This window comes from Bacillus sp. FSL K6-0972 (genome assembly GCF_037976035.1).
Taxonomy (GTDB): Bacteria; Bacillota; Bacilli; order Bacillales; family Bacillaceae; genus Bacillus; species Bacillus haynesii.
Genome location: NZ_CP150260.1, coordinates 749,698 through 765,096 on the forward strand (window position 1 = coordinate 749,698; position 15,399 = coordinate 765,096).

Here is a 15,399-nt window from a genome sequence, read left to right on the forward strand (position 1 = left end):
GTTTGAATAGGCGGTGAACGGAATTGAATTACATTAGCGACCAATTATTAAGCGGATTAAACAAGATGCAGCAGGAAGCGGTCAAAACGACGGACGGTCCGCTTTTGATTATGGCCGGAGCAGGAAGCGGAAAGACGCGGGTATTGACGCACCGCATTGCGTATTTAATGGCGGAGAAGCGCGTTGCCCCGTGGAACATTTTGGCGATTACGTTTACGAACAAAGCGGCCAGAGAAATGAAAGAGCGTGTGGAACGCATTCTCGGACCGGGAGCGGATGACATCTGGATTTCGACGTTCCACAGCATGTGTGTCAGAATTTTGCGGAGAGACATCGACAGAATCGGCATCAACCGGAACTTCTCGATTCTTGATACGTCTGATCAGCTTTCCGTCATTAAAGGAATCCTAAAAGAAAGAAATATCGATCCGAAAAAATTCGATCCTAGAAGCATACTCGGATCGATTAGCAGTGCGAAAAACGAATTGATCGACCCGGAAGAGTACGAGAAAACGGCCGGCGGTTTTTTTGAACAAGTCGTCAGCGATGTCTACAAAGATTATCAGAAGAAACTGCGGAAAAATCAGTCGCTTGATTTTGACGATTTGATCATGACGACGATTGTCCTGTTTGACCGTGTGCCGGAAGTGCTTGAATACTACCAGCGGAAATTCCAATACATTCATGTCGATGAGTATCAGGATACGAACAGGGCGCAGTATTTGCTCGTCAAAAAAATGGCGCAGCGCTTCCAAAACATCTGCGTCGTCGGGGACTCCGACCAGTCGATCTACAGATGGCGCGGAGCGGACATTGCCAACATTCTGTCGTTTGAAAAAGACTATCCGAATGCAAGCGTCATTTTGCTCGAACAAAACTACAGGTCGACAAAGCGGATATTGAACGCGGCCAATGAAGTCATTCAGAACAACTCAAACAGAAAGCCGAAAAACCTCTGGACCGAAAATGACGAAGGGGCGAAAATCTCCTACTTCAGAGGCGACAACGAATTTGGCGAAGGCCAATTTGTCGCGGGCAAAATCAGGGAGCTCGTCGGCTCTGGAAAACGATCCTTCTCAGATATCGCGATTTTGTACCGGACAAATGCCCAATCGCGGGTCATCGAGGAAACACTGATGAAAGCGAACATCAACTACAACATCGTCGGCGGCACGAAATTCTATGACAGAAAAGAGATCAAAGACATCCTTGCATATTTGCGCCTCGTCGCAAACCCTGACGACGATATCAGCTTTGCGCGGATCGTGAACGTGCCGAAGCGCGGCGTTGGAGCGACTTCAGTCGATAAAATCGCGGCTTATGCCGATATGAACGGAATGTCTTTATTTGAAGCGCTCGGCCAGGTTGACTTTATCGGCCTTAGTGCAAGAGCGGCCAACGCGCTTGATGAGTTCAGACAGACGATCGAAAACCTGACGAATATGCAGGAATACTTATCCGTCACAGAGCTTACGGAAGAAATCCTTGAAAAAACCGAATACCGCGAAATGCTGAAAGCGGAAAAATCCCTGGAGGCGCAGAGCCGCCTTGAGAATATCGACGAATTTCTCTCCGTAACGAAAAACTTTGAGCAGCAAAGCGAAGACAAATCTCTCGTCGCTTTTTTGACCGATTTGGCGCTCATCGCCGATATCGATCAGCTTGATCAAAAGGAAGAAGAGACCGGAAGTCAAGACGCGGTCATCTTAATGACGCTTCATGCCGCAAAAGGACTCGAATTCCCGGTTGTATTCCTAATGGGGCTTGAAGAAGGGGTATTCCCGCACAGCCGCTCTCTGATGGAGGAAGCGGAGATGGAAGAAGAGCGGAGGCTCGCATACGTCGGCATCACGAGGGCTGAGGAAGAACTTTATTTAACAAACGCCCGAATGCGGACATTGTTCGGGAGAACGAATATGAACCCTGAATCAAGGTTCATTGCGGAAATACCAGAGGAATTATTGGACAATCTAAACGAGAAGAAAAAAGATCTGAAAACGCCGTTTGGAAGAAAGCCTGAGCGGAGAGGCCCCGTTACCCGGCCGGCAGCATCGTACAGCAAAACCGGCGGCGACGGAGTCGCCTGGGCAGTTGGCGACAAAGCCTCCCATAAAAAATGGGGCGTCGGAACCGTTGTCAGCGTCAAAGGATCCGGCGAATCGACTGAGCTTGACATCGCCTTCCCGAGCCCGACTGGAGTGAAGCGTCTTCTCGCGGCCTTTGCGCCAATTGAAAAGCAATAATGGCAAAAGACCTGAAATGAAAGGACGAAACCAATGGAAAAAGAAGCAGCTAAACGCCGTGTGGAACAACTGCATGCATTGATTAACAAATACAACTACGAATATCACACCCTTGATGATCCAAGCGTGCCTGATTCCGAATATGACAAGCTGATGAAGGAATTGATTGCTCTTGAAGAAGAGCATCCCGACCTGAAAACGCCCGACTCTCCTTCTCAGCGCGTCGGCGGAGCCGTTTTGGACGCCTTTCAAAAAGTGCAGCATAAAACGCCGATGCTGAGTCTTGGCAACGCGTTTAATGAAGAAGATCTGCGCGACTTTGACCGCCGCGTCCGCCAGGCGGTCGGAGATGTTGAGTACAACGTCGAGTTTAAAATAGACGGTCTTGCTGTTTCACTGCGCTATGAAAACGGCGTATTTGTCAGAGGTGCGACGAGAGGCGACGGAACGACGGGTGAGGATATTACGGAAAATTTGAAGACCATCAGAAACATTCCCCTCAGAATGAAGCGCGACCTTTCAATTGAAGTGCGCGGCGAGGCTTTTATGCCGAAGCGCTCCTTTGAACTGCTGAACAAAGCGCGGCTCGAACGGGATGAAGAGCCGTTTGCCAACCCGCGGAACGCCGCTGCCGGCTCATTAAGGCAGCTCGATCCGAAAATTGCCGCGAAACGAAATCTCGATATCTTCGTCTACAGTATAGCGGAGCTTGATGAGATGGGCGTTGAAACGCAAAGCCAGGGACTCGATTTCCTCGACGAACTCGGCTTTAAAACCAATCATGAAAGAAAAAAATGCAGCACGATCGAAGAAGTCATTGAGATTGTCGAAGAGCTCAAGACAAAACGCGCCGACCTCCCGTATGAAATTGACGGGATCGTCATTAAAGTCAACTCCCTTGACCAGCAGGAAGAGCTCGGCTTTACGGCGAAAAGCCCGCGCTGGGCGATCGCCTACAAGTTTCCTGCCGAAGAGGTTGTCACGACGCTTTTGGACATTGAATTAAGCGTCGGCCGGACGGGCGCAGTGACCCCGACTGCGATTCTCGAACCTGTAAAAGTGGCGGGAACGACCGTCCAAAGAGCTTCTCTCCACAACGAAGATTTAATTAAAGAAAAGGATATCAGACTGCTGGATAAAGTCGTCGTCAAAAAAGCGGGAGACATCATTCCGGAGGTCGTCAACGTCCTCGTCGAACAGCGGACGGGCGAAGAAAAAGAATTCAACATGCCGAAGGAATGCCCGGAATGCGTAAGCGAGCTTGTCAGAATCGAAGGAGAAGTCGCGCTTCGCTGCATCAATCCGGAATGCCCGGCTCAGATCAGGGAAGGCCTGATCCATTTCGTTTCCCGGAACGCGATGAATATAGACGGTCTTGGCGAGCGCGTCATCACCCAGCTGTTCCGCGAAGACCTCGTCCACAATGTCGCGGATCTGTATAAGCTGACGCGCGAGCAGCTGATCAATCTCGAGCGGATGGGGGAAAAATCGACCGACAACTTATTGAAGTCGATTGAAAAATCGAAGGAGAACTCATTGGAACGGCTTCTCTTCGGACTCGGCATCCGCTTCATCGGCGCCAAAGCGGCCAAGACACTGGCGATGCATTTTGAAACGCTCGACAAGCTCAAAAAAGCGACAAAAGAAGAATTGATCGAAGTCGATGAAATCGGCGACAAGATGGCGGACGCCCTCGTCACCTATTTTGAAAAAGAAGAGATTCTGAAGCTGTTGGGCGAGCTCGAAGACCTAGGGGTCAACACCGTGTATAAAGGCCCGAAAAAAGCGGCCGCTGAAGCGAGCGATTCGTATTTTGCGGGGAAAACGATCGTCTTGACCGGGAAGCTAAACGAATTGTCGCGTAACGACGCGAAAGCGGAAATTGAAGCGCTCGGCGGAAAAATCACAGGCAGTGTAAGCAAAAAAACCGATCTCGTCATTGCCGGCGAAGCGGCAGGCAGCAAACTGGCGAAAGCTGAAGAGCTGAACATCGAAGTATGGGATGAGGCAAGACTGATCAGTGAGCTAAAGAAATAAGAGGAGTGTTTTCTATTGAAAAAGATATTATGTTTGGCGGCTGCTGCGGGTATGCTCATGCTCTCAGCTTGTGCGCCGAATTTTGGGGGAGAAGAAGAGCAGGAGATGGTGCAGAAAACGGATAAGTCGAAAGAAAAAGCCATCATTCCGAAATACAACATCTCCGATTCTTATTATAAAATGGTTCTTCCTTTCAAGGCGGGGAAAGCCCGCGGCTTGACGACCGAACGCCTGAATACGCGGCTGGATATCGATGAATTTGAGACAGGCATGATGCGCCTTGCGCAAGATTCATTTTCTACTGACGATTACCTTTTTCAAGAAGGACAATACCTGGATGAAGATACAGTCACGAGCTGGCTCGCCCGCAAAAAAACGGGGGACGACCTGAAAAAAGCGGAGAAAGACGATAAAAACTTCAAAAACCTCGGGCTGAACCCGGCCCTTTCCGGAAGCGGATCAACAGAGAAGCAAAACGAGGAAAGCCCGGTATACCTCGCCCATATGCTTGAGCACGATTACCTCGTCCGCAAAGACAAGGATACGATTGAGCTCGGCGGCGTCGTGATCGGCCTTGCGCTGAACTCTGTCTACTACTACCGCGAAAATGTCGGCGACCCGCAAAAAGAAGTGACCATCAGCGACAAAAAGCTGAGGCAGGAAGGCGAAAAAATCGCCGAGGAAGTGGCGAAACGGATCAGAAACATGGATGATTTGAAAAATATTCCGCTGACGATCATGCTGTACAAGCAGGCGCCTAAGTCATCGATTGTACCTGGAAACTTTATCGCCAAAACCGATGTGAAAGCAGGGACAAGCGAGCTCGGCGGTTGGGATAAAATCAATGAAGAGTACACGTTCTTCCCTTCAACAGAAGGTTCGGAGAAACATCCGGATGACGCGGAGCTCTTCAAACGCTTTAAAAACAAAGTCGATACGTATTTTCCAAACTACACAGGGGTTGTCGGCACGGCTCTCTATAAAGACGGCCAAATGCAGGACATGAAAATTAATATACCGATGCAGTTTTACGGCAAAAGCGAAGTCATCGCCTTTACCCAATTCTTGACCGGTGAAGTGATGGATTACTACGGCAAAAGTGGACTGAACGTTGAGATCAACATTAATTCGTCAGCCGGACAGGAAGCCGTCATTCTGAAAAAGCCGGGAGACAAGGAACCGACCGTCCATATTTATGATTCATAAAAAAGAAGCAGCCAAAGGGCTGCTTTTTTTATCACGCAGAAAAAGGGACAAGGAGGACTTATCATTCATTTATGATGAGGCAACAAATTTTTGTTTTAGTATTCTGAATAAAATACTATTGCAAATTTAGGATGCAACTCTTATAATTGACTATACAGAATATAGTATATTGTTTTGAGGAAGATGAATTATGTGGGAAAAATTTTACTCTAAAAATGGTTTGGCAGCTAAAAATATTGCTAAAGAATTGTTGAATATCAAAGCAGGAGAAAAAATTCCCCGCATTTCAGACTACTGTCATAAGTTATCCATCGGCAGAGGGACTGTGCAAAGTGCACTGAATTTATTGGTTGATATGAAAGCGATTCATTTGGAGGCTAGAGGCCATTTAGGAACGTTTTTGGTAAGTAAGGATAACAATTTACTACTTGAGATTGCAGGTATTGCACCATTAATCGGCTCAATGCCACTTCCGTATTCCAGGAAATATGAGGGTCTGGCAACAGGGATAGTGGAAGGGTTTGAATCAGCAGGAAAAACAGTTAACTTGATCTACATGCGTGGCGGAGTGAATCGAATCGAAGCAGTCCGAACAAAAAGAAGTGATTTTGCAATTGTTTCTAAGATGACGGCAGATCATATAATAGCAGAATATCCAAATTTGAAAATTTTCAAGAAATTCGGGGAAAGTAGTTATGTATCTTCCCATAAAATCTTCTTAGCTCATCCAGATGAGGAAATAGGTAAGGATGCCGTAAGAGTAGGTGTTGATTTGGAATCTCTAGATCAGAAACAATTAACATTATCTGAATTTGGAAATGAAAATACTGAATTTGTTAATGTGAATTATATGCAGCTTTTTGATATGCTTCTTTCAAAACAAATTGATGCAGCAGTTTGGAATGCTGATGACAAAAGAATGATTCAAACGTTTAAAGCAATCGATTTTTTTTCACCGAAAGCAAAGAAAATTTCCAAGGATACAACAGAAGCCGTTATTGTTATTGAAGGAGACAGAGAAAAAGAAATAGCAGAAAAATGGAATTTGGTTAATGAGAAACAAATATTAGATACCCAAAAAAGTGTAGAAAAGGGAGAGAAAATACCTCGCTATTAAAATGCCGGCCCATCCGACTTATCATTCAATAAATAAGCGATGGGTTAGCATTTAAAATTTAATTTAAAATACTAAATACAGTATATTGGAGGAACTGGCGTGAATCAAATACAGCTAGAAGAAAAGTTGTCTATTTTACTAACGAGTCGAGTGATGACAAAAAATGCTTTCAATACAACTTTGAACACATTTGTTTTCTTATCAAAAAAGCTGAAAAAGGAGGTGATCGAAGACTCTGAAATGTTTTGGACGCACATGGCGATGGCTTTAACTAGAATTGAAAGGGGAGAAAGCGAAGAAGGGCCTGCAAATGCCATCATCAATGAAGTGTATGAAACGCCATATAAAAATGCTATAGAAGAAGTGATAGACTTTATACATTCACTGGCAAGTCTAGAACTTCCAGAAGGTGAGCGCGTTTATTTTTATCTTCATCTTCATAAAGTCATAGAATCTAATAAATAGGAGGGTTTTATTATGGTGAGAATTGTAATAGGCGGACAGTTGAAAAAACAAGCGATTGAAAAACTTGTTAAAAAAATTGGGGGAAGCAATGTAGAAGTTTTGGTCAAAGGTGATTTGGACGCCGTTATGGCTGTGAAAAACAATAAGGCAGATTATTATATTGGCGCTTGTGAAACCGGATCTGGAGGTGCGCTTGCAATGGCAATTGCATTATTAGGTAAAGATAAATGCGTCACCTTGGCTTCTCCCAGTACCATAAAAAACAAGGAAGAGATCGAGAAGGAAGTAGAAAGCGGCAAAATCGCTTTCGGTTTCACAGCTTCATCTTCACAAAATATATTAAACATTTTAATTCCTTATTTATTAAAATAAATGAACTTTATCTTTATATTTTGTTATGCCGGCTTCAGTTGTATAAATTTTTTCTAGTTAGAGAAAGCGCTTTCTAAGATGATTGAAGAAGCATGGATGACATGATGTAAAGAAGATGAGAAAAATCATAGAGGTGAATAATGTAATGGACCTTTCTTTAATTCAATGTCTTGTCATAGCGGCTGTTGGTGCATTAGGTTCCATACTAGTTAATCGCGGGGTAGCTGTGTTTAATGATGGTTTGCGTCCGATTATGCCCGAATACCTTGAGGGGAGAATGACAAGAGGGCAGCTTGCTGCAACAAGCTTTGCATTAAGTTTTGGCTTAATCATAGGGTTTGGTATTCCGCTGTCCATAGGAGCAACAATCATTATTGGGCACAGTATTTTATTGGCGTGTGACATTATCGGCATTTGGACTCCGGAAAACAAAATAGGCATGATAACTGCAGGAGTTATTGGTGCCGTTTATAGTATTGGAATCGTTTTAGGACTGCAATTTGTAGTAGATTTATTTGGCATGTTTCCCGTGAATTTTATAGATTCTTTAAGTCTTATTGGTCAGCCTATTATTATTGCATTTACAGTATTTCCAGCTGTAGCGGTTGGATATCAGCACGGTTTAAAAAAAGCCGCCGTCACCGCAATCGTAACTTTGGCTTCTCTTCTCTTATTCGAGAAGTTTGGAACATTTCAAGCTGCAGGATATAAAATTTCGCTCAGTCCTGAAGGAATGGCATTATTAGCAGGAATGTTAATGATGATTTATTATGCAGCGAGAATTAGAGGCGGAGATGAATCTACTAATGCAAATTTAGTGAATATATTTAATGAGCGTGTAAATCGAATTAAGAAAAACCGCTGGTTATTAGCCCTTATGGGAGGACTTGTTTCTTTAACATCATCCATGCTGATTTTAGCAGTGGATGCAATGCCTCAAGCATTGATTAATAAAGAGCTTTACACAGAGGCGGCAATCGCTACATTTGCACGCGGAATTGGCTTCATCCCTTTAGTTTTTTCAACTGCAATCGTAACGGGGGTTTATGGTTTAGCTGGTACCACACTGGTATTTGCAATCGGTCTTATTTTCAGGGATATACCGATTTTAGCATTTCTGTTGGGCTTTTTAGTCATGTATGTAGAGGTCATATCATTATCCGCAGTATCAAAAAGCATGGACAAACTGCCTGGTGTAAGGGAGATGGGGGAGCATATCCGCACTTCACTGTCAGATGTTCTAGGAATGGCTATATTAATTGGCAGTGCGATGGCAGGGGAAAAAATTGCTCCCGGTATTGGTTTCTTTTGGGTGATTGGATTTTATTTAATAAACCGAATAGCATCAAAACCACTTGTTGAATTGGCTGTTGGCCCTATTGCAGTTATATTATTGGGGATTGTTGCTAATCTTCTCTATGCAGTCGGTTTATGGCAGGTTGGCTAAATCATCGAAAGAGGGGAAGTTTCCGAATGTTGAAAGACGGAATGACCTATATGCATGAACATATAACGATAGACCTTTCCGAAGTAAAAAACAATGAAGATTGTAAGTTGGATGTATTTCCTGAAACCGTTAGAGAATTTAAAAGTTTATACGAAAAGGGCGTACGCAATATTGTTGATGTCACGAATATTGGAATGGGGAGAAATATTACATACGTCCAAAAAGTTGCAGAAGAAACAGGCATTAATATTGTCTTTTCAACTGGTTTCTACCAAGATTCTTTTTACCCGATCCATGTATTTCGTGAATCGAAAGAAAAGTTGGCAGAAAGAATGATACTGGAGATTGTTGAAGGAATTAGAGGAACAGATGCCAAGGCCGAGGTCATCGGTGAGATTGGAACGAGTTACAATAAATGGACGGAAACCGAACAAAAAGTATTTGAAGCGGTTGTTATGGCACATAAGCAAACCAAAAAACCAATATCAACCCATACTTCCATAGGAACATTAGGACATGAACAAGTAGAATTTTTTAAAAAACATGAAGTTGATTTAAACCGAGTGGTGATAGGGCATGTTGATTTATCAGGAGATGCCGATTATATATTGAAAATGCTGAGAGAAGGTGTGTATGTAGAATTCGATACAGTAGGTAAAGAAAATTATATGCCTGATCGTGTTCGAGCAGAAATATTGAAAAAAATACAGGCTAAAGGGTATATAGACAAGGTTCTGCTGTCTATGGACATCACCAGAAAATCACATTTGGCATATAAAGGCGGGGTGGGCTATTCATATTTGATAGACACGTTTATCCCTCTCTTGCAAACCTATGGAATAACTGGTGAATCAATTGATAAGATGTTGATTAAAAATCCTCGCGCTTTTATGAAAGGGGAGAGTGAATGAGTATGGAAACTTATCCTCTAGATAGCCTATCTATTGAAGAAGCCATGCATAGACAATTTAGGTTGGTTGATGTCATGACAAGACATTTTCGAGGAGAAGAATTGCTTTCACTTGGCGATTTAGGCGTTGTAAAAGGAATCAATAAACCGCGGTTCACAAAAAAAATAGAAGAGACACTAGCTGATTTCTTTGGCACAGAGAAAGCAATGTTAGTTCGTGGTGCAGGAACAGGGGCATTGAGGTTTGGTTTTATGAGCTTTTTAAAGCCAGGTGACGAGATCCTTGTCCATGATGCACCGATATATCCAACAAGTAAAACAACGTTAGAGTCGATGGGGATCTTGCCAATATCCGCGGATTTTCATGATTCTGAACAAATAAAAGACGCCATTCTCAAACACCCGAAATTAAAAGGTGTATTGATTCAGCATACGAGGCAAAAAATAGAGGACCATTATGATTTGGCTGAAACGATAAAAAAAATACGTTCCATTCATTCTGATCTAGTCATTATTACGGATGACAACTATGCTGCGATGAAAGCGGAAAAGATTGGAGTACAAGTCAAAGCCGATTTGTCCACCTTTTCATTGTTCAAGCTATTAGGTCCGGAAGGTATTGGAGTCATTTTAGGCAGAAGTGATTTAATAGAAAAAATAGAAAAATTAAACTATTCAGGTGGAAGCCAGGTTCAAGGTTATGAAGCTTTAGAAGCTTTAAGGGGTCTGATATATGCTCCGGTTATGCTGGCAATACAAGCAAGTGTCAATGATCAGTTGGTTCACTCGCTTAATAATGGAGCCATTAAGGGTGTTAAAAAGGCTTATTTGGCAAATGCACAATCAAAAGTCTTACTTGTAGAGTTTGTTAAACCAATTGCAAAAAAAGTGCTTCATCATGCTAATGAATTGGGAGCAGCACCCCATCCGATAGGTGCTGAATCAAAATACGAGTTTGCACCAATGTTTTACAGAGTGTCTGGCACTTTTTTATCTGAAGATCCATCACTGGCCAAAAAAATGATCCGCATTAATCCATTAAGAAGCGGTCCTGAGACCATTTTAAGAATTCTAAACATATCCGTTCATCGAGCAACAGAAGAGCTTAGCGTAAATTCTTCAAAAGGCGATGATATAAATGAATAAAAGAGTCATTATCATAATATTAGACAGCTTAGGTGTCGGTTATATGGAAGATGCAAGCGATTATCATCCTTTAGATGTGGGCGCCAATACTTTCTATCACATACTTGATACGGTGCCTTCTTTAAACATTCCGAATCTCGAAAAATTGGGTATTAATAAAATTTTGCACCATCCTAAATTGAAAAATATAGATCATATTGCCAGCCATGGTGTTTTAAACCTGATGCATCAAGGAGCGGACAGTTTTGAAGGTCATAATGAAATCATGGGAACAAAGCCTAAAAAGACATATTTAGCTCCTTTTGTGGAACATCTCAATCATGTTAAACTCGCTTTGGAAGATCAGGGTTATAAAGTTAACATACCGAACTCAGAATTGCCGTATTTATTAGTAAACGATTTAGTAGTCGTAGCCGATAATATCGAAACAGATTACGGGCAAATTTATAATGTAAGCGCTCCGCTGGATTATATTTCGTTTGATGAAGTGTTGAAAATAGGAAGATGCGTCCGTCATCATGTTAAAGTAAATCGTGTGATTGTTCTTGGAGGAGAAAATGTAACACCTGAACACTTGCAGAGGTCAGTTGAAAGAAGAGAAGACGGATTAGTAGGGGTGAATTCGCCTAAATCTAATGTATACAAGCAAGGATATCAAGTTCGTCACTTAGGTTTTGGTATCTCTCCTGAAAATCAGTTGCCGACATTGGCGAAAAATAGGGGAATGGAAGTTTCTCTTATCGGAAAAATGCAGGACATCATTTATTGTGAAGGTGCAAAAAGATTTCCGGGTGTAGATACAGAACAAGTCATGAAGGATATTATACAGGAGATGGACCGTGTCAAAAAAGGCGTGATTGCTGCCACAGTACAAGAAACCGATTTAGCCGGACATGCACAGAATCCCGTGCGTTATGCAAATCGGATTGAAATGGTAGATCAATATTTGCCGGAAATTCTCCGGAAAATGACAGATCAGGATCTGCTGATGATTAGTGCAGATCACGGGAATGATCCTACGATCGGCCATAACCAACACACACGGGAAAAAACGTATTTGCTGGCTTATCACAAAAAACTATCGCCCGTTAACATAGGGGAAAGAAAAACGCTAGCCGACATTGCTGCAACTTCTGCTGATTATCTAGGGCTTCGCAATACTGAAAACGGCAGTTCATTCCTTCATTTAATGCAAAAAGGAAAAGAGGAGACAGACTGATGTTTTTGGAATCTACATTAAAATATAACAAAAAATTAATAGAAGCTGCATTGGAACTTCATCAGCAGGGAATCATTTCACCTAACACTTATGTATTAGACTTGGACACCGTCAAGAAAAATGCAAAAGTATTAAGTGAAAAAGCCAGAAAACAGGATATTGAACTGTTTTTTATGACGAAGCAATTTGGCCGTAATCCGTTGGTGGCACAAGCTATAGCCGAAAGCGGAATCGGCAAAGCCGTTGCTGTAGACCCGTGGGAGGCAATCACACTCAGTCAAAATGGAATTAAGATTGGGCATGTCGGACACCTTGTTCAAATACCTATTCACATGATACCGGCTATATTGGATCTAAATCCTGATTATGTTACGGTTTTCAGCCTTGAAAATGCTCGAAACATCAGTAGAGTAGCTATGGAAATGAGAAGAAAACAAAAAGTGCTTTTACGTATCGCAAACAAAGAGGATTATATATACAAAGGTCAAGAGGGGGGGTTCACTTTTGAACAAATCGTTAAGGATATCGAATCGATTGAACAATTAGATGGACTTGAAATTGCAGGTTTAACAAGCTTTCCTTGCATATTGATCCAAGACGGCCTTCCGGCAGTTACTCCGAATGTAACATCCATGCAAACCGTAAAATCGTTTTTAATGGAGAGAGGGTATAGAAGGCTTGAGATGAATATGCCAAGTGCAACTTCTTGTGCAACAATGAAACTATTGAAGGAAAATGGTGCAACTCAAGGCGAACCCGGCCATGCTTTAATTGGAACGACACCCATTCATGCAACGAAAAAACTTGCAGAAAGACCTGCGATGGTATACGTAACTGAAGTATCCCATATATCTAATCATCATGCTTATGTTTTCGGCGGCGGTTTCTATCCACGTTCGCATATGAAAGCGGCGCTCGTTGGAACAAACAAAGATCATCTTAAAAAGGTTCAAGCTATTGAAATGACACCTGATCATATTGATTATTATGGTTCATTAAATACAGTTGAAGCAAAAGTCGGCGATACGGCAATATTTGCTTTTCGTACACAAGTCTTTGTAACGAATGCACATATAGCCATCTTAAAAAACGTTGCTGAAGATCCTGAACTGATCGGTGTATATGATTCTAAAGGAAATGTAATCGAGTGAATGATCGTTATCGGCGGAATATCAGAGTGCCTGAATAATGGATTGTTTTACTGAGGTGTGGCGAAGATGCTTGGTCTTTTTGCAGTGCAGTTTAATACAGGAGTCAGTCTTGGACATTTTATTTTGTGGGAAGGAGAAAGACGTGAAAATTATTCATGTATCAGGTTATGAAGAAATGAGTGAAAAATCGGCTGATCTAATGGCTGAGCTCATTAACAATTCAAAAAATCCTGTTATTGGTTTTGCAACAGGTTCGACACCGCTTGGTTTATATAAATGCTTGATAAAAAAGTATCGGCAAAAGGAAATTTCATTTAAGAATGTTACTGCTTTTAATTTAGACGAGTACGTTGGACTGCCTAAAGAAAATAAAAACAGCTACCATTATTATATGAATGAAAAATTATTCAAACATCTGGATATTAGTCAAAGGAATATCAATATTCCCAATGGGATGGCAAAAGATTTGGAACAAGAATGCATCAGCTACGACAGACTTGTTTCTGAAAAAGCAATTGACATACAAATATTAGGCATGGGATTGAATGGTCATATCGGTTTTAATGAGCCGGGGACAAGCTTTAAAAGCAGAACCCATATCGTTGAGTTGGATCAATCAACCCGGCAGGCAAATTCCAGGTTCTTTCGTTCCTTGGACGAAGTACCGACAAAGGCATTGACCATGGGAATTGAAACAATAATGGAAAGTAAGCGGATCCTTCTGCTCGTGTCTGGAAATGAAAAATCTGAAGCCTTGGCACGGCTGCTGAACAGCACCCGTGTCTCCCAAGAGTTCCCTGCTTCAATTTTAAGGGAACATAAAGATGTGATGGTGATGGCAGATCACGCAGCCTTAAATAAAATTCAATAAATTGAATGCTCGGTTGATTACATTTAAAAATTTACACAAGGCAATTGCTTCAAGATATCTTCTAGCGATCAATCAGGAGAAAACGACTGAATATTGCAAATTCCCACCCTGTTGATAAGGATTTACATATACAGGTTTTGATTATCCTCGTATTGTTTACTAGAACAGTTGAAAAGGAGAGTATGGAGGATAATGAATTAATCCTCTAGGCGAGAGGAAGCCATCATACTAAAGAACCGACCGTTCATATTGATGATTCATAAAAGAAAAAGCAGCCTTTTTTTCGGCTGCTTCTTTTGAATCAGGCTTGCGTTTACAGCGTATCACATTTAACGCCGACGACGCCGTCGATCGCTTTGATATCGTAATAGACATCGGTGACATACCGTTTCTTATGAACCATGATTTTCGTTTCCATGATCGGAAATTCATTATCGCGCATATCATCGATCCGGACGGAATGAATCCGGATTTTTTTCGCTTTCATTTCCTTGAGGATATCCGTCAGTTTATCCTTGTCATTCAGGGACATGCGGACGCGGATTTCTTTTTCCTGCAAGCGGTTCGGGCCGATTTTGCCGACGATCCACGGCAAAAACTCGACGCTGATTAAAATGAAAATGAGACTGACAAATGCTTCTTTATAAAAGCCCGCTCCGATGGCGACGCCAAGGCCGGCTGCTCCCCAGATCATCGCTGAAGTGGTCAGGCCGGAAATGACGTCGTTGCTTTTTCGTAAAATTACGCCCGCTCCGATGAAGCCGATCCCTGATATGATTTGTGCGGGAAGCCGCAAAGGGTCCATCATGATTCTGTTTGACCTTGGAAAATGGTATGCCGCATCAATGCTGATCATTGTCAGAACACAGGAACTGATCGCAATCACGATGCACGTTTTTAAGCCGAGCGGCTTGTTTTTCAGCTCCCTTTCGAGACCGATGACCATTCCGATTAATGTTGCGATTCCAAGCTTCAACAGCGTTTCTGTTTCAATATGCCAATCCATGCCCATGATCTCCTTTCCGACAATATCTTATATGATTGATATGATTTTCTCACAGACGCTATGGATGGACAACTGTTTTTGAAGTGCCGGTGGATGTCCTGGAACCATTCATCTGTAAGAAGCCCTATACTCCTACCATTATATTGCCGGCGTGGCATCAAAAGAATTCCGCCTGAGCAAAAAAGCCGCCGGATATCGCCCGGCGGCTT

General features: G+C 42.5%; 13 protein-coding genes. 12 read left to right on the top strand and 1 reads right to left on the bottom strand.

Annotated elements, in window-relative coordinates:
* Window positions 1-23 precede the first annotated feature (23 nt).
* From pcrA to nagB, 12 genes are all read left to right on the top strand, one after another.
* Window positions 24-2,243: a DNA helicase PcrA gene (gene pcrA, locus MKX80_RS03790; RefSeq protein ID WP_154999045.1), complete on the top strand. Its 2,220-nt coding sequence runs from the start codon at window positions 24-26 to the stop codon at window positions 2,241-2,243.
* 33 nt (window positions 2,244-2,276) lie between these two features.
* The gene (gene ligA / locus MKX80_RS03795) at window positions 2,277-4,280 is read left to right on the top strand and encodes an NAD-dependent DNA ligase LigA (RefSeq protein ID WP_268342601.1); all 2,004 of its coding nucleotides are present in this window, start codon (window positions 2,277-2,279) and stop codon (window positions 4,278-4,280) included.
* 15 nt (window positions 4,281-4,295) lie between these two features.
* A complete protein-coding gene (locus tag MKX80_RS03800) occupies window positions 4,296-5,486 on the top strand; it encodes a CamS family sex pheromone protein (protein WP_154999041.1) in 1,191 nt (396 codons plus the stop codon).
* Between the two features lie 190 nt (window positions 5,487-5,676).
* Entirely contained in the window at window positions 5,677-6,603 is a 927-nt protein-coding gene (gene yhfZ, locus MKX80_RS03805) for a GntR family transcriptional regulator YhfZ (protein WP_154999038.1), read from the top strand.
* 99 nt (window positions 6,604-6,702) lie between these two features.
* Complete coding sequence (locus MKX80_RS03810; RefSeq protein ID WP_154999036.1) at window positions 6,703-7,068, top strand: PRD domain-containing protein; 366 nt, start codon at window positions 6,703-6,705, stop codon at window positions 7,066-7,068.
* Window positions 7,069-7,080: 12 nt separating this feature from the next.
* Window positions 7,081-7,440: a DUF2620 domain-containing protein gene (locus MKX80_RS03815; protein ID WP_154999034.1), complete on the top strand. Its 360-nt coding sequence runs from the start codon at window positions 7,081-7,083 to the stop codon at window positions 7,438-7,440.
* A gap of 115 nt (window positions 7,441-7,555) precedes the next feature.
* Entirely contained in the window at window positions 7,556-8,887 is a 1,332-nt protein-coding gene (locus tag MKX80_RS03820; RefSeq protein WP_339227971.1) for a YhfT family protein, read from the top strand.
* Between the two features lie 26 nt (window positions 8,888-8,913).
* Window positions 8,914-9,798 carry a TatD family hydrolase gene (locus tag MKX80_RS03825; RefSeq protein WP_268293206.1) on the top strand — a complete coding sequence of 295 codons (885 nt, stop codon included), beginning with the start codon at window positions 8,914-8,916 and terminating at the stop codon, window positions 9,796-9,798.
* Window positions 9,795-10,943: an aminotransferase class V-fold PLP-dependent enzyme gene (locus tag MKX80_RS03830; RefSeq protein WP_154999031.1), complete on the top strand. Its 1,149-nt coding sequence runs from the start codon at window positions 9,795-9,797 to the stop codon at window positions 10,941-10,943. The genes MKX80_RS03825 and MKX80_RS03830 overlap by 4 nt, the downstream gene beginning before the upstream one ends.
* The gene (locus tag MKX80_RS03835) at window positions 10,936-12,162 is read left to right on the top strand and encodes a phosphopentomutase (RefSeq protein ID WP_154999029.1); all 1,227 of its coding nucleotides are present in this window, start codon (window positions 10,936-10,938) and stop codon (window positions 12,160-12,162) included. The genes MKX80_RS03830 and MKX80_RS03835 overlap by 8 nt, the downstream gene beginning before the upstream one ends.
* The gene (locus MKX80_RS03840) at window positions 12,162-13,313 is read left to right on the top strand and encodes a YhfX family PLP-dependent enzyme (RefSeq protein ID WP_268299707.1); all 1,152 of its coding nucleotides are present in this window, start codon (window positions 12,162-12,164) and stop codon (window positions 13,311-13,313) included. The genes MKX80_RS03835 and MKX80_RS03840 overlap by 1 nt, the downstream gene beginning before the upstream one ends.
* Window positions 13,314-13,455: 142 nt before the next feature.
* Complete coding sequence (nagB, locus tag MKX80_RS03845) at window positions 13,456-14,184, top strand: glucosamine-6-phosphate deaminase (protein WP_154999098.1); 729 nt, start codon at window positions 13,456-13,458, stop codon at window positions 14,182-14,184.
* A 313-nt stretch (window positions 14,185-14,497) separates the two neighbouring features.
* Here nagB and MKX80_RS03850 read toward each other — a convergent pair whose 3' ends face one another.
* Window positions 14,498-15,196: an MgtC/SapB family protein gene (locus MKX80_RS03850; protein WP_085959527.1), complete on the bottom strand. Its 699-nt coding sequence runs from the start codon at window positions 15,194-15,196 to the stop codon at window positions 14,498-14,500.
* Window positions 15,197-15,399: the final 203 nt, after the last annotated feature.